Source organism: Flavobacterium sp. (assembly GCF_025352425.1).
Lineage (GTDB): Bacteria > Bacteroidota > Bacteroidia > Flavobacteriales > Flavobacteriaceae > Flavobacterium.
Genome location: NZ_JANXTI010000082.1, coordinates 38,066 through 56,034, shown reverse-complemented (window position 1 = coordinate 56,034; position 17,969 = coordinate 38,066). Strand labels below are relative to the sequence as shown.

Genomic DNA, 17,969 nt, shown 5'->3' with positions numbered 1-17,969 from the left:
GATAAGTCTGAAATAAAACAACTGTCATTTTTTTGATGCCTTGTTTTGAGAAACGAGAGATTTTAAAAATTAAATAACTGAATAACAATTAGATAAAAAATAAAAATAGTCTTTTTTATTTTTTATCGGACATTAATGATACATTATATTTAAATTGATAACCAAAATGGAAAGAATCCCAAAAAATATTATCCATTTCAAAACAGTGCTTATCAAATGAAACTCTTCTTTTGTTTTGGCATTCCAAATTTTAACTACAAAGAAAATCATTGGAGCTATGACAAAAAACAAACCATAAATCACTGCAAAATAAAGCTTAGATGACATTAGATTACTATTAATATACCAAAGCAGAATTAACGTAGCAATTATGCCTAATGCTCCCGCTATCTTCGACGTTTTTTCATTTCCAACTGCTATTGGCAATGTGCTCATTCCATTATTGTAATCGCCATCAACATCTTCCATGTCTTTCACTATTTCCCGAATCAGATTAATGATAAAAGCAAAAATGGCATAGTCAATTAATATAGAAAACATCACTCCCATTTCTGCCTGATTACCTTCATAAGTAGCAGGTAATAAATCAAAAAGTCCAATAATGATAACACTAAAAGACAAGAGCAAAGCAACAACGATATTGCCTATCAACAGCATTTGTTTTAAGCTTGTAGCATACATGTATAAAGTAGCGGAAACGATTATAAATGCACCAGCGAAGCTAGGTTTGTGAATTACATTAGCTAAATAATATCCAATACCAACACCAGTTATATTTAAAATAAAATACAGATTGTACGCCCCTTTTTCAGAAATAAATTTACCGACAATTGCATTTTCCTTATCATTATCAAAATCTGTTTCCTGATCCAAAATGTCATTAATAACATATCCGGCAGCTGCAATTAAAACTGTTGCTAAAACCAGCAATCCGTATTGCCAATCGGTTAATGAAAGAAAAATATTCTGGAATTTTAAAAATCCGTAGCGAAAAAGAAGCTGCATGAAAGCCAGTAGCAGTAGGTTTTGGTAACGTATTAATTTTAGGTATTTCATATTATAAAGTACTCTTTTTTAGGTTAATCATGTTTTCCATTATAGTACATATGCCACTTGCCTTGCACTTTCATCACTTGTTCTATCATTTCCCGAACGGCGCCTTTTCCGCCTTTTTTATGTGAAATGTATTTGCAGATTGCTTTGATTTCCGGACTTGCATCCTGTGGACAAACCGGTAAACCAACTAACTGCATGACGTGATAATCGGGAATATCATCGCCCATATATAAAACCTGTTCCGGATTTATCTTGTATTGTTGAATGTATTCATTAAAAGTGGCTACTTTATCCGGCGCAGCCAAATGGATATCAGTAATACCCAAATTTTTCAAGCGGATGCGGACACCTTCATTATTTCCTCCCGAAATGATGCAAACATGATAACCGCTTTCAATGGCGGCTTTCATGGCAAAACCATCGCGAATGTTCATGATTCTCAGCATTTCGCCCGTTTGTGTTACATGAACCGAACTGTCGGTCAAGACACCATCTACATCAAAAATGAAAGTGGTGATGTTGTTTAATATTTCTTTATAACTCTTTCCCATTGTCGATAATAGATTTTGTTATCATTTTATAAATTTCTTTTTGAGTAGCATCGGTCAAAAAGTTCAGCTGTGCGTTTAGTGTTTGTGTATCCTTTCTTTTCGCCGGACCTGTTTGCGCTTCTTCCGGTGAAAGTGTCAAAATTTTATTGGCCGTTTCCTGAATTAATGGTTTTAAAATAGTAAAGGGCAATTCATTTTCAATACAAATATCGTTACCAATCTGATACAAATGATTGACAAAATTAGACACAAAAACAGCCGCTATATGTAATGCTTTTCGCTGTTCTGTATTGATTTCATATACCGTATTTGAAATAGATTTAGCGACAGTTTCCAGTATTTCAAAGTCTTTCACGTTTTGCGCTTCCAGGCAAATCGGAATTATTTTAAAATCAACTTCTTTTGATTTGGAAAACGTTTGCAACGGATAGAAAACTCCCTGACGGTTTTTGCTGTCTATTGCTTCTATTGAAACACTTCCCGAAGTATGAACAATAAACTGATTTTCAAATGGAAGTTGCTTCGAAACGTTTGCAATTGCGTCGTCGCTTACAGCAATAATTGTAAGATCAACGGGTTTTAATTGACTGAAATCAGAAGTTACCTTGTCTATTGGGATCAAATGGGAAACCGATGCTGCCTTTCTTGAAAATACCTGAACCAATTCAATATCAGTAGCTTTACTAAATGCCTGAATCAGATGTTGGGCAACATTTCCGGAACCAATAATTGACAATCGAATCATGGGGCTAAATTATTGAAAATAAATTTCATTTTTTAGTTTAAATAAAAGAAATCAACAACTCTTAAAAAAGAAATAAAACCACTGATAAATGAAGTGAGAATCTATTTATTTACATTATTTTTGTATCACTTTTTTAAAAAAGATTATTGCAACTTATGGAAAAGAAACTATACTCGATTTTATTCTCTACACGTTTAATGGCTGTTTTGTTTCTTGGATTCGCTGTCGCGATGGCTGCAGGAACATTTATCGAAAGTAAATACAACACGGATACAGCAAGGATTTTGGTTTACAATGCCTGGTGGTTTGAAGCCATTATGTTGTTTTTTGTGATAAATTTTATTGGAAACATCAAGCGTTACAAACTCTATAAAAAAGAAAAATGGGCAACCCTGTTGCTGCATTTGTCGTTTATCTTTATAATTTCCGGTGCTTTTATTACGCGATATATTAGTTTTGAAGGCATGATGCCCATTCGAGAAGGCGCTACTTCCAAACAGTTTTTTTCCGACAAGAATTATTTAACGGTTTTTGTTGATGGCATTTACGAAGGAAAAATGATGCGCAGGGTTTTTGAAAAATCATTACTGATGTCGCCTGTTACCAACAACCATTTTTCTATTGACGATAAGTTTGATAAAATTCCGTTTGAAATTGAGTACAAAAATTTTGTTCTTGATGCCAAAGAAACCATTAAAGAATCAGCTACGGGTAATGTTTATTTGAAATTAGTAGAATCTGGCGGAGGAACACGGCACGAGCACATGTTGAAAGAGGGCGAAATTCAAGATATCCACAATGTGTTGTTTGCTTTGAACAAACCAACCAAAGGCGCTATTAATATTGATACACAAACCAATACGATTTCTTCTCCGTTCGATGGACAATTTATGCGAATGGCTGACAAACTGCAGGGAAAAGTAACAAAAGATTCTGTTCAAAACCTGATGTATCGTTCGTTGTATAATGTTGGTGGTGCCCAGTTTGTAATTCCGGATCAACCAAAAAAAGGAAATAAAACCTATAAAGCAAGTGGCGATTTCAGGGCAAAAAATGGTGATGATGCGATTACGCTGCTTTTGAAAACCGGCGATAAAGAACAGGAAGTCACGCTTGTTGGCTACAAAGGAAAGCAAGGCGAACCAAAGGTTGTGAAGTTGGGCGACTTGGAGTTTACACTAAGTTATGGAAGTAAAGTGTACACACTGCCTTTTAGCTTAAAACTCAATGATTTCATCGCACAAAAATATCCCGGAACGGAGAAAAGTTTTTCTTCGTTTGAGAGTAAAGTTACCGTTTTGGATTCTGCCAAAAAGTTTGATGCCAGAATATTTATGAATCACATTTTAGATTATAAAGGGTATCGTTTCTTCCAAGCATCGTTTGATCCGGACGAAAAAGGAACGGTGCTTTCTGTCAATCATGATTTTTGGGGAACAACAATTACGTACATTGGTTATTTCATGTTGTTTTTTTGTATGATGGCAATATTATTTGTTAAAAACACACGATTTGCTGATTTGAAACGAAAACTTGAAAATGTGAAAAAGAAAAAGGCAAAATTATTATCAGTACTGATTCTACTGATTTCTTTTAATGGATTTGGACAAAATCATGGTGGCCAGGCCAACAATCCGCCTTCGCAAAAACAGATTGACTCGGTTCTGAATAAATACAAAGTTTCAGAAAAACATTCGGCTCAATTCGGCAGATTAATTATCCAGGATGACGGTGGAAGAATGAAACCTATCAACACGTTTTCATCCGAATTGTTGCGGAAAGTAAGCCATAAAGACAGGTACAACGAGATGAATTCAGACCAGGCATTTATCTCAATGACGCAGTTTCCTGCCGTTTGGTTTGAAGTTCCTTTGATTTATATCAAAAGTGGTAATGACAGTATTCGAAAAATTCTGGGTATTAATCCCGATGCAAAATATGCCACGTTTCGTTCGTGTTTTGACGACATGGGAAATTATAAATTATCGCCCTATTTGGACGAATCTTATAAAGCGGCTAATCCCAATCAGTTTGAAAAGGATTTTGTTGAAACCGATAAAAAAGTTAATCTATTGAACGCGGCGTTAAGCGGAAAGATATTGCGAATTTTTCCAATTCCGAAAGATACCAATAACAAATGGATTTCGTTTTTAGAAGCCAATCATCCAACAGGAACAGCGTTGGATACAATTAAAAATGCTTTGCCTGTTTATCTTGATGCCTTGCTTACAGCGACGCAGGATAACAATTATACGATGGCGAATACGTATTTAGTAGGCATTGAAAATTACCAAAAGAAGTTTGGAAAGGCCGTTCGTCCATCGGATAAAAAGATTGATTATGAAATATTGTATAATAAATATGACATACTACAAAAATTGCCTTATTGGTATCTGACAGCATCAGCTTTGATGTTTTTGTTTATTATAATCGGTATTTTTAAGGAAAGGAAATGGGTGACAAATGTAGTGAATGGTTTGCATGTAATAATAGGTTTGCTTTTCAGTTTGCATACTATAGCTTTACTTTTCCGCTGGTATATTTCGGGTCATGCACCATGGAGTAATGCCTATGAAGCCATTGTTTATGTTGCTTGGTCAACTATGTTTTTCGGATTGGCATTTGCATGGAAAATGAAACCTGCATTTTCAATTAAATTTGCAGGTGCTGTAATTTTCGGAATATATTATAAAAGTACATCCAAATTAACTGTTGCTGCCTGTGCATTTGTATCGGCTATGATATTAACAGCAGCTTACGCGAACTGGATTGACCCTGAAATTGCCAATTTGCAACCGGTTTTGAATTCGTATTGGTTAATGATTCACGTAGCGGTTATTGTAGCTAGTTATGGACCGTTTGCATTAGGAATGATTTTAGGTTTTATTTCATTGTTGTTAATATTTTGTACTACTGAAAAGAACAAAGCCAAAATGGAATTGAACATCAAGGAGATTACATATATTAATGAAATGGCTTTGACAGTTGGATTAGTAATGCTTTCCATCGGAAACTTCCTTGGCGGGCAATGGGCTAATGAAAGTTGGGGAAGATATTGGGGTTGGGATCCAAAAGAGACCTGGGCATTGATTAGCATTATGGTGTATGCGTTTGTAATTCATGCACGCTTTGTTCCTTTACTGCGCAATAAATGGCTGTTTAACCTGATGGCAATGTATGCATTTCTGTCGATTTTGTTTACATATTATGGTGTGAATTTCCACTTGGTTGGTTTGCATTCGTATGCGAGTGGAGAAGCAAAATCATTAAGCTGGATTTGGTATTCAGTCGGAACGATAAGTATTATTGGAATACTTACCTATCCAAAATATCGAAAGTATTATAAAAAAAGAAACTAGCCCAAAAATAGTATAACAAGTTTTACAATTAGACAATACATCAATATCAAAAGCCTCTTATATTATAAGAGGCTTTTGATATAATATAACGTATAATTTCAGCGTTAAAAAATATTCTTCTAAAACTTAGAAATCAGTTTCCCTATGAACGTATTTGAAACTTTTTCCGCAAGCATTGAACCGAAAAATCTTTTGATGCTATTATTACTTCCTATAACCCTCTCTATAAGAAAAGTTGTTCCTGTGGTAGCTGCAAGTGTAACCAGATTTTTTCGGGTTTCTTTATCATGTGCAATATGTGCAACAGATTCCTTCAAAACCGTTCCGATATTTAAAGAATCTTTTAACTCCTTAAACTGCGCACTGATAACTTCTTCTTGTTGCGCTTTGAGGACTTTCAATTCTGCAATTCTATCCATTAAATGCTTTTCGCACGATATCACTTTAGCTTCCATAGATTAGTATTATGATTTTTTTGCCATCTTTCTTTTAATAAAATTGTCACAAACTCGACTTTCAATTAATTTCTTTTTATTGAAATGAAAAATGAGTGCAACGAGAAGATAAAATCCGCCCACAATAGCAAAACCAATGTAATCCATTTGAAGTAAGTCTGATAAATAGTAAGCAGCATAAAGACTTCCAAAAAGAAGAAATATAAGTAATGCAACTCCAACTACGAGTGTACTGACTAACCCAGAAATTATATCCGAAGAATGATCAATTACCTCCAATTTAATGAGCTCATAATTAGTGTCAGCATACTCTTTTAAGCTGTTTGTAATCGCTTCTAACTTTTCATTTAGTTGCATATAGAAGACAATAATGGTTAATATCAGTTAGGCTTTCGCTGAATCAATAGCATTGCCAATTTTGTGTTCTACATTGCTTTTTGCATTAGCAAATCTATCTTCGACAGTGTTTTTAGTTTCTGTTACGTTTTCACGAAGAAATTTTTCAGCTTTAGACACTTGATTTTTCAAATCGTCTACGTGACCCTGAACTTTATTTTTAAGGTCGTTTGATAATTTTTTGGCATTATCTGAAATGTCTTGTCTGGTTTCTGAACCTTTTTTAGGTGCAAATAATACGCCTATTGCTGCTCCGGCGGCCGCTCCTAAAACTAGGGCACCTACCACTTTTTTTGTACTTCCTGAATTTTTCATTTTATTCTGATTTTTAAATTATTACTTTATAAGACGGTTTTATATCGGATCATTTCCTTTTATAACTCTAAATAATATAGCAATGATTGCTATGACTAAAAGAATGTGGATTATATTACCCATTCCGTAGGCAAAATAGCCTAATGCCCACAGTATGATTAAGATTACTGCAACAGTGTAAAGTAGATTACTCATGATATTTAATTTTTAGATTGTTAATAAATTTGTTAGGTATTGTTTTGTTAATAATTTCAATTACTTCGGTTTGTTTTTTATTAAGCCGTTTTTCAATTCGTTTGAGCAAATCGCTTTCCCGATTCATTTCAAATTCTAAATCTGAAGGAGTCAGTTCCGGAAATCTTCGTCTCAGTAGTTTAGAGAGTATCTTCCAATCTCCTGAAATTTTAAAAGACTCATTTGTATCATTCATAATTTAATATGGTTTTAAAGATCATTACAAAGTTGGTTAATACTACCTAAAAAAGCCTTACACGATTTTAAAAATTAGTTATATTTTTCCCATAAAAATGTATAATTTTTTAAATAAATTACACATCAATTACTAATAACAATTGTGAACAAGATTTAGTATATTTGAGCAACTGCAAATACTTTACATGAAATACATTATACTCTTATCCTACCTAATAATAAGCGCAAAAGGATTGGCTCAACAACCTGTCGAACCTAACGCAGTAGAACTGTACAATCAAATCCAAAAATTAAATTTCTTAGGTTCAGTTTTATATATTGCAGCACATCCTGATGATGAAAACACGCGGTTAATTGCTTATTTATCCAATGATATCAAAGCGCAAACCGGTTATTTATCATTGACTCGCGGCGATGGTGGACAAAATTTAATCGGTCCGGAATTACGTGAGCAACTTGGTGTTATCCGAACGCAAGAACTTATAGAAGCCCGGAAAATTGATGGCGGCGTACAATTTTTTTCACGTGCAAATGACTTTGGTTTCTCCAAAAATCCAGATGAAACATTGCAGATTTGGGACAAAGAGCAAGTGCTAAGTGACATCATTTGGGTTATTCGGAAATTCCAGCCCGATGTAATCATCAATCGCTTTGATCACCGTTCTCCTGGAACGACACATGGCCATCACACGTCATCTGCAATGTTGAGTTATGAAGCTTTTGATAAAGTAAATGATGCAAATATTTTTCCAAATCAGTTGCAATACACAACAATATGGCAACCTAAACGCTTGTTTTTTAACACTTCCTGGTGGTTTTATGGGAGCAAGGAAAAATTTGAAGCCGCAGACAAAAGCAATTTAAGTAAGCTGCAGATTGGCACCTATTATCAATCATTGGGCAAATCCAATCAGGAAATTGCGGCGCTTAGCAGAAGTCGTCATCAGTCCCAAGGTTTTGGTTCTACAGGAACCCGTGGCGAAGATGATGAATATTTAGAATTCCTGAAAGGTGATGCTCTCAAAGACAAAACAAACATTTTTGATGGTATTGACACCACTTGGAATCGGATAAAAGGCGGAAAAGCAATCGGAGATATTCTTTCTGGTGTCGAAAAAAACTTTGATTTTAAAAACCCGTCAGCCAGTATCCCTGAATTAATAAAAGCGTATGGTTTAATTGAAAACTTAGACAATTCACATTGGCAAACAGTAAAATCTGCAGCGCTTATAAAAATTATTGAAGGTTGCGCCGGACTTTATTTTGAAGCTGTTTCTGATGTACAGGAAATTACCCCAAACAGTAAGTTAAAAGTAAAAGTAGAAGTCATAAACAGAAGTTTAATAAAAATGAAATTGAATGGGATAGGCTCTGTTCCGGTTTATGTTTCTGACTCCCAAAAGATTGCAGACTTAAGGGAAAATATTCCTTACACCACAGCTATTGAATTAGACATACCAAACGAATTCAATTATACAAATGCTTATTGGCTTAACGAAAAAGGAACAACGGGAATGTATCGTGTAGACAACCAGGAAAATATTGGTTTACCGGATGTCATTAGGCAATTAAAAGTTGGCATTTGGGTAAACATTGATGGTATCGATATTCCAATTGAAAGAAACGTTGCCTATAAATATAATGACGATGTTAAAGGCGAAGTGTTTCAACCGCTAGATATTGTTCCTGTTGTGACTTCAGCATTCGCTGAAAAGGTTTATATTTTTAACAGTGACAGAGAAAAAACCGTCACCGTAAAAGTTAAAGCGGGTAAAGACAGTATCAATGGCAATATTAAATTGGATGTGCCAGAAGGTTGGGAAGTATCACCTGCAGAAAATCTTTTTACCATTGATAAAAAAGGAAAGGAAGTATTAGCTGTTTTTAACGTATCTCCATCCAAAGAAACTACTGAAATAAGCATCAAAAGCATTGTAAACGTTGACGGGCAAACTTTCAATTTAAACAAAATAGATATCAACTATCCTCATATTTACAAACAAATGGTACTCAAACCTGCCGAAGCCAAAGCAATTCGGTTGAAAATTAAAACCAAGAATGAAAAGATTGCTTATATCATGGGAGCCGGAGATGAGGTTCCAAAAAGCTTGGCGCAAATGGGCTATGAAGTTGACATCATTAAGCCTGAAGAAATTTCTACAGAAAAGCTCCAAAACTATGATGTCGTTATGACTGGAATTCGTGCTTATAACGTAATTAATGCATTGGCTTTTAAACAAAACGTGTTGTTGGATTTTGTGAGAAATGGCAAAACCATGATTGTGCAATACAACACTACAGACGATTTGGTGACAAAGGATATATCTCCCTTTCCATTAAAGATTTCGCGCGATAGGGTAACCGAAGAAAATGCCGAAGTCCGATTTCTGAATCCCAAACATCCTGTATTGAATTATCCAAATAAAATCACAACTGATGATTTTAAGGATTGGAAGCAAGAACAGGGATTATATTATCCGAACGAATGGAACGCAGCCTTCACTCCTATTCTATCTGCTAATGACAAAGGTGAAACACCTAAAAATGGTGCCTTGTTAATCGCAAAATATGGAAAGGGATATTATGTTTACACCGGATTGAGTTTCTTTAGGGAGCTTCCCGAAGGGGTTGCCGGCGCTTTTAGATTATTAGCCAATATAATAGCAGTAGGAAAATAATTATGAAAAATAGAAAAACATCTGCTTGGAAAAACCGGTATACCTGGCTCTTAGTGGTTAATGCCATTTACATCATTATCTTTTTCGTTTTAATGCAAATATTCTTTTAAGCCATGCAACAACTTGACTGGATTGTTTTATCGGTAACACTTTTATTTATTGTTTTTTATGGTGTGTATAAAACCAAAGGAAGCAAAAATGTGGAAGACTATATTCTGGGTAACAAAGAAACGCCATGGTGGACGGTTGGTCTTTCTGTAATGGCAACTCAAGCCAGTGCTATTACATTTCTTTCAACTCCGGGACAAGCCTATCATGACGGAATGGGATTTGTGCAATTCTATTTTGGGTTACCAATTGCAATGGTAGTCATCTCAATGACATTTATTCCTATCTATCACAAGCTAAAAGTATTTACCGCCTACGAGTATCTTGAACAGCGATTTGATTTAAAAACCCGGTCGTTCACTGCGATTTTATTTCTTATTCAAAGAGGCTTAGGTACAGGTTTGACTATTTATGCACCATCCATTATTCTCTCCTCTATATTGGGCTGGAATTTAACCATGCTCAATATTATCATTGGGATTTTGGTTATGATCTACACCTATGCGGGTGGAACCAAAGCCGTGAATGTTACCCAAAAACAACAGATGTTTGTCATTATGCTAGGCATGATTATCACGTTTTTTTTGATATTGCATTTGCTGCCAAACGATATGACTTTTTCTAACGCAATGCATATTGCCGGTGCCAATGACAAAATGAACATTTTAGATTTCTCATTTGATCCTGAAAACAGGTATACTGTCTGGAGCGGAATTACCGGTGGATTCTTCCTGATGCTCTCTTATTTTGGAACTGATCAATCACAAGTTGGTCGATATTTATCCGGAAAGTCAAATCGGGAAAGTCAAATGGGTTTAATCATGAATGGGTTTTTGAAAGTACCTATGCAGTTCTTTATTTTATTAACCGGCGTAATGGTATTTGTATTCTTTCAGTTCAATCCTGTGCCGCTCAATTTCAATCCTGTTAACAAAGCCGCGATTGAAAAATCAAAATATGCTGGTGAATATCATTCGCTCGAAAAGCAATTAGCCCAATTGTCAGAGGAAAAGAAAGAATTTAATTTGCTTTATATTGACCACCTAAATCAGGGATACGACAATCCGATTCTTAGAAACAAGCTTACTTCACTATCCGGAAAAGAAAAAGATTTGCATGAGGAAGCCAAGGTAATCATCAGCAAAGTCGATGAAAAAGCAGAAACCAATGATAAGGATTATGTATTTATCTATTTCATTTTGCACTATTTACCTTCAGGCTTAATCGGACTTTTGTTGGCAGTAATTCTTTCTGCTGCGATGTCTTCTTCTGCTTCCGGTTTAACCGCATTGGCTTCGACCACGGCAATCGATATCTATAAAAGAAACATTACTGAAGAAAAAACAGAAAAACACTTTGTAAATGCTACAAAGGCTTTCACCTTGCTTTGGGGCGTGATAGCAATTGGTTTTGCCTGCGTAGGCACATTGTTTGAAAATCTGATTCAGTTGGTTAATATTGTAGGTTCCATTTTCTACGGAACAGTTTTAGGTGTGTTCTTAGTTGGCTTTTATATTAAGTTTGTGAAAGCCAATGCCATTTTCTATAGTGCGGTTGTCAGTCAGATTACTATATTTTTTATTTACTACTACACCATTCATATCTATCCAACTGGGCAGGAAAAATTAGGTTATCTATGGCTGAATTTTATCGGGGCTTCGCTTACCGTAATTTTATCGATGCTTGCCCAATTCGTTTTAAAGAGCAAACAAAAAGTTGTTGCATAAAAAACCACGAAATCCTATAAGGAAATCGTGGTTATTATTATATTGATAAAAAAATAAACTATTTTTTACTCCATTCTTTTATACTATCGTTATTCATCTTAACATAGTCATTATTTTTGGCTTTAGTTGCTCCGGCCAACGATAAATTTGCAGTTGCAATTGCAGCATTTTTGTCACCCAATTTTGCCTGGATTAGCGATTTTTGACGCAAGTACCAAAACGGAACATCTTCTCCGGATTTTGTCATAGAAGTCGCTTTATTGACATATTCTAATGCCTTGTTCAAATCACCATTTGATTGAAAGTAATATTGAGCTGAAGAAAAATAATCCCCGGCTGTTGGCCCGGCTAACGCTTTTTCGATACTTGCCATTGCGGTTTTTTGTGTAGGAACGTCAAACTTTACAGAAACCATTGTTTTCTCCCAGGCAATATCCAAAGTCGCACTATCATTGGTTAGGTTACCAACCGAAATAGTGAATGATTCCACTGCATTATTAAGGGCAACAGGATCAACATTGACTAAAACAGCGACTTTATTAGCATCCCAGTTGTCCGGTGTTCCCCAATTATCTGAATCTGTATAGAAAACCACTTCCCACATATCAGCTTTTGGCGTAGTATATAAAGCATATTTACCTTTTTTTAGTGTAGTACCATTAATTACGACATCTTCACTAAAAGAAACGGTTGTATTTGCATTGGCACCTGTCCTCCAAAGTTTACCGAAAGGTACTAAATCTCCAAAAATAATTCTTCCTTTGGCACTTGGGCGGGAATAATCTATTGTTACATCAGTCAGCCCAACAACTTGTGTTAATGTAGAATGGGGACTTGGTTGGGGAGTTTTTACCTGAGCGTTAAGTACATAGCTAGCAATTATAGTTGCTAAAACGAAAATAATTCTTTTCATGAGTTAATTGTTTAGAAAGTTTATCAAATTTATAAATACTAGAATTAGTGTATGTTAAGAATAACTTAAATATATTTGTTTAACGTTTTATAAAAATAAATAAACAAATATTATTACTTTTGTATAAAATAAGAGATGAAAATTTACACATTACACACCAAACAAAATCTACCGATTTCCTTAGACCAGGCTTGGATATTTTTGGCAAACCCAAAAAACCTAAAAACAATTACCCCTGAATATATGCACTTTAAAACCGTTTCCGGAGATGAAAAAGATATGTTTGCGGGGCAGATTATTCAATATATCGTTAAACCTTTCTTTGGAATCTCAATGAAATGGGTTACAGAAATTACTCATGTTGTAAATAAAGAATTTTTTGTTGATGAACAGCGATTTGGACCTTATGCTTTCTGGCATCACAAACATTTTATAAAAGAAATTCCCGGAGGCGTTGAAATAGAGGATATTGTTGATTACAAAATTCCGATGGGTTTTTTGGGTAGAATCGTTCATCCCTTTTTAGTAAAACCTACGCTCAGTGAAATCTTTAATTATCGTAAAGATAAACTAATCGAACTTTTTGGCGAGTTTAAAGAAGTATAATATGAAAAATATTTTGTTAATAGGAGGTTCTTATGGCATTGGCTATGAATTGGCAAAAGAATTGCAGCAAGAATATACCGTTTTTGTAGCATGCAGAACCAGCGAAAATCTATTCGGTTTACAGGTAACACACATCCCTTTTGATGCCACTACTGATACTTTAGATGCATCGAAGTTACCTGATATTCTTGATGGATTGGTTTATTGCCCGGGAAGTATTAACCTCCGTCCGTTTAGAGGACTAAAAATAGAAACATTTGAAAGTGATATGCATCTTAATTTCTTTTCAATGGTAAAAGTTATTCAGGGAGTTTTACCTCAACTTACTGCTTCAGAACAGTCAAGTATAGTTTTGTTTAGCTCGGTTGCAGTTAAAATGGGAATGCCTTTTCATACCAGCGTTGCTGCAGCCAAAGGTGCCATTGAAGGTTTTGCCAAAGCATTAGCTGCTGAGTATGCGCCAAAAATCAGGGTTAATATAATTGCTCCATCATTAACAGATACACCATTGGCAGACAAATTTTTAAGTAATGAGGAGAAAAAAGAAAAGTCAGCACAACGTCATCCTTTAAAAAGAGTAGGAACAACAGAAGATATAGCCCAAATGGCAAGCTTTCTATTGGATAAAAAAAGTTCCTGGATATCAGGACAAATCTTTCATGTAGATGGCGGCATGTCTGCCTTATTGATAAACACATAATTTCTATGAATATATTCTGGTTTCGACGCGACTTGCGGTTAGATGATAATGTTGGGTTTTTTCACGCTTTAAATAGTGATGAAAACGTGTTGCCCATATTTATTTTTGATGAAACTATTCTTTCGCAATTACCTAAAGACGATGCCCGAGTAACATTTATTTATAAACAGTTAGAGAATATACAAATCCAACTTCACGCTGTCGGAAAATCATTAGCTGTATTTCACGGAAATCCTTTTGAGGTTTTCGGCAAGTTGATTAACGAAAACCAAATTACGACCGTATTTACCAATCACGATTATGAACCTTACGCACGCAAACGTGATTTGGAATTATATCATTTATTAAAGGATAACAACATCGAATTTAAAACCAGTAAGGACCAGGTTATTTTCGAAAAAAGTGACGTTGTTAAAGATGACGGAACTCCCTATGTGGTCTATACTCCCTACTACAATAAATGGAAAGATAACTTTAAGAAAACTAAATTAATTCATTACAAATCAGAAGATTTACTAAATAAAATAACACTTCACTCCTATCCGTTTTTGAGTTTAAAAACTATTGGTTTCGAACCTTCTTCTATACAAGTAACGCCATATGATATTTCAGATGCCTTAATCGATAACTACGAAGTTACTCGCAATTTTCCTGCAATGGATAAAACTTCTTATCTTGGAATTTATTTACGATTTGGAGTTGTTTCTATTCGTCAAATGGTGGCTAAAGCATTGGAAAGCAAAAACGAGACTTTCTTGAAAGAATTAATCTGGCGAGAGTTCTTTATGCAAATCCTTTGGCATTTTCCGCACACTGTCAATTCTAGTTTCCGACCAAAATACGACAACATCAAATGGCATAATAATGAAGATTTGTTCCAAAAATGGTGCGACGGGAAAACAGGTTATCCGTTTGTAGATGCAGGAATGCGCGAACTGAACGCCACGGGGCACATGCACAATAGGGTACGGATGATAGTAGCGAGTTTTTTGTGCAAACATTTATTAATTGATTGGCGTTGGGGAGAAACCTACTTTGCAACAAAACTATTGGATTACGAACAGGCAAGCAACGTTGGAAACTGGCAATGGGCAGCAGGAAGTGGTGTTGACGCGGCTCCTTATTTTAGGATATTCAACCCGGCGGAACAAGTTAAGAAGTTTGACAAAAACTTAGTCTACATCAAAAAATGGATACCTGAGTTTGGAACTGATGTCTATCCAAAGCCTATTGTAGATCACAACGAAGCAAGGCAACGCTGCCTGATAGTGTATAAAGCTGCAGTTGGGTAATCTTCAAAAATCAAAAAAAATATTGCCTGATTATTGTTTTTTAAGTAACTTTACCATTCATTCAAAATTATATTACTATGAAAAAAATCGTTTTATGCCTTGGACTGGTAACAGTATTAATAGTATCATCCTGTGGAAAAAAAGAAGAACAACAAACAGAAACTACAACTACTGAAACTACCACTACCGAGGCACCTGCACCTAACAATGACACAATAGTCGTAAAACATGAAGCGCCTAAAGAAGGGACATCCGTAAAAATAGACAAAAACGGGGTCGAAATGAACAGTAAAGATGTTGATGTGAACATCAAGAAATAAACATAAACACTAAACAAATTAAAAGCCAGTTCCTACTGGCTTTTAATGTTTACAATTTCCTTATAATTCAACTCCCTAAAGTTACTAATGACCCTATCGGCAAGCGAATAGTCCTGCATTTTAGAATGAAAACTATCGTACCCTATGCAATAAATGCCTGCCGCTTTTGCAGCTTTAATTCCATTCGTACTGTCCTCAATAACAATGCAGTTTTCAACCGGAGTTTGCGCCAATGCTGCCGCCCTAATGAAGATAGCGGGATGCGGCTTCGACTTTGGAAAGTCTTCTCCCGAAACAATATGACTGAAATATTTGTGCAATGCAAAACGATTGAAAATCCTATTGATTGTAACCGTTGCCGATGATGAAGCTAAAACCAACTGCATTCCGTTGCTGTGCAAATCGGTAATCAAATCTTCTACACCCTCCAGTAAATACAAATCTTCTTTACTGTCAAAAGCATCGTTAAACAAGTTGCGCTTTGTTTCGATCAGGGTGTTAACTTCTTCAGCCAGATTAAACTGAAGTTTCAGCCGTTCGAATATATTCTTAGTCGAATTGCCCGTAAACGATGCATACAATTCCGGACTAACATCAATATTTAGTTGCCTGAAATGCTCATTGTAGGCAAAGTGATGCACAGGTTCCGTGTCAACAATTACCCCATCCATATCGAAGATTACGGTTTGTATCATTAAAAAATTACGAATTAAAAATTACGAATTAAAAATTACGAATTACGAATAACTCTTTTTATTTATCTCTATTCCCTTACCCTTCGGTTTTCTTTAACAAATACCGAATCACCGTCTCCGCAGCATACAATCCAAAAAGACACGGCATATAACTGTTGGTTCCATAAAAAGATCTTTTGTAATTAGTGCCATCTGTCATTTTTAAACTACTGGCATCCTGTATTTCAGAAGAGTAGACTACTTTAAGTTTGTCTATATGGACTTTTTTTAAACGTTTTCTGATGGTCTTCGCCAAATGGCAATGCGCGGTATTCTTTATATTGGCAACCTTCACCTTCGAAGCATCCATCTTTCCTCCAGCTCCCATACTCGAAATCACTTTTACCCGTTTTCTTTTGCAGGCCGCAATAAGGTTGAGCTTTGGTGTAACACTATCGATGCAGTCCAACACATAATCAAAATCGGGAGTGACAATTTCCAAAGAGCGTTCCGGAGAAAGGAATTCCTCTACTCTAGTCAGATTCAGTTCCGGATTGATATCCATCAGCCTATTGCCAACAATATGGACTTTTGGCATACCAACGGTAGAATGCAACGCCGGTAGTTGCCGGTTGATGTTCGTAATATCTACAACATCACCATCCACAATGGTCAGGTTCCCTACTCCGGCACGAGCCAAAAATTCAGCTGCAAACGAACCTACGCCTCCAAGTCCGACAACCAATACGTTGGAATTCTTTAAATTGTTTAAACCTTCTGTTTTAAATAGGAGCTCTGTCCTTTCCTGCCATTTAACCATTTGAAATATCATTATAGAAGTGGCAAAAATAAACAATTCATCGCGATGTTTTATGTTAAACTATTTCTCTATTTTTACTGTAAGATATATTGGACGCACTGATGGTTAGCATAAACCAGAGGCTGCCACCAATAAGAAAGCAAAGCAAAATGAGAAAAGTGAAATTACAAATGCAAATGACCATCAACGGATATGTTGCCGGACCCAATGGTGAAAACGACTGGATGACCTGGAATCCTGACCCGGAGTTTTTGGCTTTCCTCAATTCTCTTATTGATTCTTCAGATACGATGTTGCTTGGAAGGAAATTGGCGGCGGATGGCTTTATAAAGTTTTGGGAGGATGCATATGTTAAGAATCCGGACACCCCATTTGCAAGACAAATAGTTACTATGCCAAAAATTGTATTTACTAAAACACTTGACAAATCAACATGGAACAACACCACTTTAGCAAAAGGAAATCTTGCAGAAGAGGTAGCCAACCTAAAAAAGCAAAACGGGAAAGACATTATTGTCTTTGGCGGTGCAGATTTTGTTTCCTCTCTGATAAATGAAGGACTGATTGACGAATATCATTTTATTGTAAATCCAACAGCTATTAGTAATGGTATGACTATTTTTAAATCTGTTGACAGCATGCGGAAATTTACACCCATACATTCAAAACTCTATCCTGGTGGGAAAACTGTTCTCAGTTACAAACCCAAAAAAGATTAAACTTCACCGACATTGATTTAGACATGTATCCCTATAACCACCACCAACTTAATGATTCGAACCAATAGGAATACAAACCGCTTAATGCTTTGCGGAATAGTCT

General features: G+C 35.5%; 19 protein-coding genes. 8 read left to right on the top strand and 11 right to left on the bottom strand.

Annotated elements, in window-relative coordinates:
• Positions 1–132 precede the first annotated feature (132 nt).
• From Q0Q99_RS10770 to Q0Q99_RS10760, 3 genes are read right to left on the bottom strand one after another with little or no spacing between them, the layout of a single operon-like run.
• Complete coding sequence (locus tag Q0Q99_RS10770; protein WP_293895586.1) at positions 133–1,056, bottom strand: geranylgeranylglycerol-phosphate geranylgeranyltransferase; 924 nt, start codon at positions 1,054–1,056, stop codon at positions 133–135.
• A gap of 23 nt (positions 1,057–1,079) precedes the next feature.
• On the bottom strand, positions 1,080–1,607 hold the full coding sequence (locus Q0Q99_RS10765; protein WP_293895584.1) for an HAD family hydrolase: 528 nt from the start codon (positions 1,605–1,607) through the stop codon (positions 1,080–1,082).
• Positions 1,591–2,352, bottom strand: a complete 762-nt coding sequence (locus tag Q0Q99_RS10760; RefSeq protein ID WP_293895581.1) for a Rossmann-like and DUF2520 domain-containing protein — start codon at positions 2,350–2,352, stop codon at positions 1,591–1,593. The genes Q0Q99_RS10765 and Q0Q99_RS10760 overlap by 17 nt, the downstream gene beginning before the upstream one ends.
• Before the next feature lie 155 nt (positions 2,353–2,507).
• Between Q0Q99_RS10760 and ccsA the strand changes: the two genes are divergently transcribed.
• Positions 2,508–5,711, top strand: a complete 3,204-nt coding sequence (ccsA, locus tag Q0Q99_RS10755) for a cytochrome c biogenesis protein CcsA (RefSeq protein WP_293895578.1) — start codon at positions 2,508–2,510, stop codon at positions 5,709–5,711.
• A gap of 119 nt (positions 5,712–5,830) precedes the next feature.
• Here ccsA and Q0Q99_RS10750 read toward each other — a convergent pair whose 3' ends face one another.
• From Q0Q99_RS10750 to Q0Q99_RS10730, 5 genes are read right to left on the bottom strand one after another with little or no spacing between them, the layout of a single operon-like run.
• Entirely contained in the window at positions 5,831–6,166 is a 336-nt protein-coding gene (locus Q0Q99_RS10750; RefSeq protein ID WP_293895575.1) for a hypothetical protein, read from the bottom strand.
• 9 nt (positions 6,167–6,175) lie between these two features.
• Positions 6,176–6,523, bottom strand: a complete 348-nt coding sequence (locus tag Q0Q99_RS10745; protein ID WP_293895572.1) for a phage holin family protein — start codon at positions 6,521–6,523, stop codon at positions 6,176–6,178.
• A 27-nt stretch (positions 6,524–6,550) separates the two neighbouring features.
• Complete coding sequence (locus Q0Q99_RS10740) at positions 6,551–6,877, bottom strand: YtxH domain-containing protein (protein WP_293895569.1); 327 nt, start codon at positions 6,875–6,877, stop codon at positions 6,551–6,553.
• 39 nt (positions 6,878–6,916) lie between these two features.
• Entirely contained in the window at positions 6,917–7,072 is a 156-nt protein-coding gene (locus Q0Q99_RS10735) for a lmo0937 family membrane protein (protein WP_293895566.1), read from the bottom strand.
• Positions 7,065–7,307: a hypothetical protein gene (locus Q0Q99_RS10730; protein ID WP_293895563.1), complete on the bottom strand. Its 243-nt coding sequence runs from the start codon at positions 7,305–7,307 to the stop codon at positions 7,065–7,067. The genes Q0Q99_RS10735 and Q0Q99_RS10730 overlap by 8 nt, the downstream gene beginning before the upstream one ends.
• 187 nt (positions 7,308–7,494) lie before the next feature.
• Between Q0Q99_RS10730 and Q0Q99_RS10725 the strand changes: the two genes are divergently transcribed.
• Positions 7,495–9,987, top strand: coding sequence for a PIG-L family deacetylase (locus Q0Q99_RS10725; protein WP_293895560.1), 2,493 nt, complete (start codon positions 7,495–7,497; stop codon positions 9,985–9,987).
• Positions 9,988–10,100: 113 nt separating this feature from the next.
• A complete protein-coding gene (locus tag Q0Q99_RS10720) occupies positions 10,101–11,822 on the top strand; it encodes a sodium:solute symporter (RefSeq protein ID WP_293895557.1) in 1,722 nt (573 codons plus the stop codon).
• A 58-nt stretch (positions 11,823–11,880) separates the two neighbouring features.
• Here the strand turns inward: Q0Q99_RS10720 and Q0Q99_RS10715 are convergent, their stop codons facing one another.
• Entirely contained in the window at positions 11,881–12,735 is an 855-nt protein-coding gene (locus Q0Q99_RS10715) for a DUF2911 domain-containing protein (protein ID WP_293895554.1), read from the bottom strand.
• A gap of 135 nt (positions 12,736–12,870) precedes the next feature.
• On the opposite strand from Q0Q99_RS10715, the gene Q0Q99_RS10710 reads away from it, so the two are divergent.
• The 4 genes from Q0Q99_RS10710 to Q0Q99_RS10695 all read left to right on the top strand — a co-directional run bounded on the left by Q0Q99_RS10710 (position 12,871) and on the right by Q0Q99_RS10695 (position 15,653).
• Positions 12,871–13,341, top strand: coding sequence for an SRPBCC family protein (locus tag Q0Q99_RS10710; RefSeq protein WP_293895551.1), 471 nt, complete (start codon positions 12,871–12,873; stop codon positions 13,339–13,341).
• Between the two features lies 1 nt (position 13,342).
• Complete coding sequence (locus Q0Q99_RS10705) at positions 13,343–14,041, top strand: SDR family NAD(P)-dependent oxidoreductase (RefSeq protein ID WP_293895548.1); 699 nt, start codon at positions 13,343–13,345, stop codon at positions 14,039–14,041.
• Positions 14,042–14,046: 5 nt separating this feature from the next.
• Complete coding sequence (locus tag Q0Q99_RS10700; RefSeq protein ID WP_293895545.1) at positions 14,047–15,333, top strand: deoxyribodipyrimidine photo-lyase; 1,287 nt, start codon at positions 14,047–14,049, stop codon at positions 15,331–15,333.
• Positions 15,334–15,410: 77 nt separating this feature from the next.
• Positions 15,411–15,653: a hypothetical protein gene (locus Q0Q99_RS10695; RefSeq protein ID WP_293895542.1), complete on the top strand. Its 243-nt coding sequence runs from the start codon at positions 15,411–15,413 to the stop codon at positions 15,651–15,653.
• A 32-nt stretch (positions 15,654–15,685) separates the two neighbouring features.
• Here Q0Q99_RS10695 and Q0Q99_RS10690 read toward each other — a convergent pair whose 3' ends face one another.
• Both Q0Q99_RS10690 and Q0Q99_RS10685 read right to left on the bottom strand, forming a co-directional pair.
• Positions 15,686–16,348, bottom strand: coding sequence for an HAD family phosphatase (locus tag Q0Q99_RS10690; RefSeq protein WP_293895539.1), 663 nt, complete (start codon positions 16,346–16,348; stop codon positions 15,686–15,688).
• A 76-nt stretch (positions 16,349–16,424) separates the two neighbouring features.
• On the bottom strand, positions 16,425–17,147 hold the full coding sequence (locus tag Q0Q99_RS10685) for a tRNA threonylcarbamoyladenosine dehydratase (RefSeq protein WP_293895588.1): 723 nt from the start codon (positions 17,145–17,147) through the stop codon (positions 16,425–16,427).
• Positions 17,148–17,305: 158 nt separating this feature from the next.
• Between Q0Q99_RS10685 and Q0Q99_RS10680 the strand changes: the two genes are divergently transcribed.
• Entirely contained in the window at positions 17,306–17,866 is a 561-nt protein-coding gene (locus Q0Q99_RS10680) for a dihydrofolate reductase family protein (RefSeq protein ID WP_293895536.1), read from the top strand.
• Positions 17,867–17,969: the final 103 nt, after the last annotated feature.

Excerpts from the sequence above, each read along its gene's own strand:
- Q0Q99_RS10770 (WP_293895586.1), bottom strand. The coding sequence starts at position 1,056 with ATGAAATACCTAAAATTAATACGTTACCAAAACCTACTGCTACTGGCT.
- Q0Q99_RS10765 (WP_293895584.1), bottom strand. The coding sequence starts at position 1,607 with ATGGGAAAGAGTTATAAAGAAATATTAAACAACATCACCACTTTCATT.
- Q0Q99_RS10760 (WP_293895581.1), bottom strand. The coding sequence starts at position 2,352 with ATGATTCGATTGTCAATTATTGGTTCCGGAAATGTTGCCCAACATCTG.
- ccsA (WP_293895578.1), top strand. The coding sequence starts at position 2,508 with ATGGAAAAGAAACTATACTCGATTTTATTCTCTACACGTTTAATGGCT.
- Q0Q99_RS10750 (WP_293895575.1), bottom strand. The coding sequence starts at position 6,166 with ATGGAAGCTAAAGTGATATCGTGCGAAAAGCATTTAATGGATAGAATT.
- Q0Q99_RS10745 (WP_293895572.1), bottom strand. The coding sequence starts at position 6,523 with ATGCAACTAAATGAAAAGTTAGAAGCGATTACAAACAGCTTAAAAGAG.
- Q0Q99_RS10740 (WP_293895569.1), bottom strand. The coding sequence starts at position 6,877 with ATGAAAAATTCAGGAAGTACAAAAAAAGTGGTAGGTGCCCTAGTTTTA.
- Q0Q99_RS10735 (WP_293895566.1), bottom strand. The coding sequence starts at position 7,072 with ATGAGTAATCTACTTTACACTGTTGCAGTAATCTTAATCATACTGTGG.
- Q0Q99_RS10730 (WP_293895563.1), bottom strand. The coding sequence starts at position 7,307 with ATGAATGATACAAATGAGTCTTTTAAAATTTCAGGAGATTGGAAGATA.
- Q0Q99_RS10725 (WP_293895560.1), top strand. The coding sequence starts at position 7,495 with ATGAAATACATTATACTCTTATCCTACCTAATAATAAGCGCAAAAGGA.
- Q0Q99_RS10720 (WP_293895557.1), top strand. The coding sequence starts at position 10,101 with ATGCAACAACTTGACTGGATTGTTTTATCGGTAACACTTTTATTTATT.
- Q0Q99_RS10715 (WP_293895554.1), bottom strand. The coding sequence starts at position 12,735 with ATGAAAAGAATTATTTTCGTTTTAGCAACTATAATTGCTAGCTATGTA.
- Q0Q99_RS10710 (WP_293895551.1), top strand. The coding sequence starts at position 12,871 with ATGAAAATTTACACATTACACACCAAACAAAATCTACCGATTTCCTTA.
- Q0Q99_RS10705 (WP_293895548.1), top strand. The coding sequence starts at position 13,343 with ATGAAAAATATTTTGTTAATAGGAGGTTCTTATGGCATTGGCTATGAA.
- Q0Q99_RS10700 (WP_293895545.1), top strand. The coding sequence starts at position 14,047 with ATGAATATATTCTGGTTTCGACGCGACTTGCGGTTAGATGATAATGTT.
- Q0Q99_RS10695 (WP_293895542.1), top strand. The coding sequence starts at position 15,411 with ATGAAAAAAATCGTTTTATGCCTTGGACTGGTAACAGTATTAATAGTA.
- Q0Q99_RS10690 (WP_293895539.1), bottom strand. The coding sequence starts at position 16,348 with ATGATACAAACCGTAATCTTCGATATGGATGGGGTAATTGTTGACACG.
- Q0Q99_RS10685 (WP_293895588.1), bottom strand. The coding sequence starts at position 17,147 with ATGGTTAAATGGCAGGAAAGGACAGAGCTCCTATTTAAAACAGAAGGT.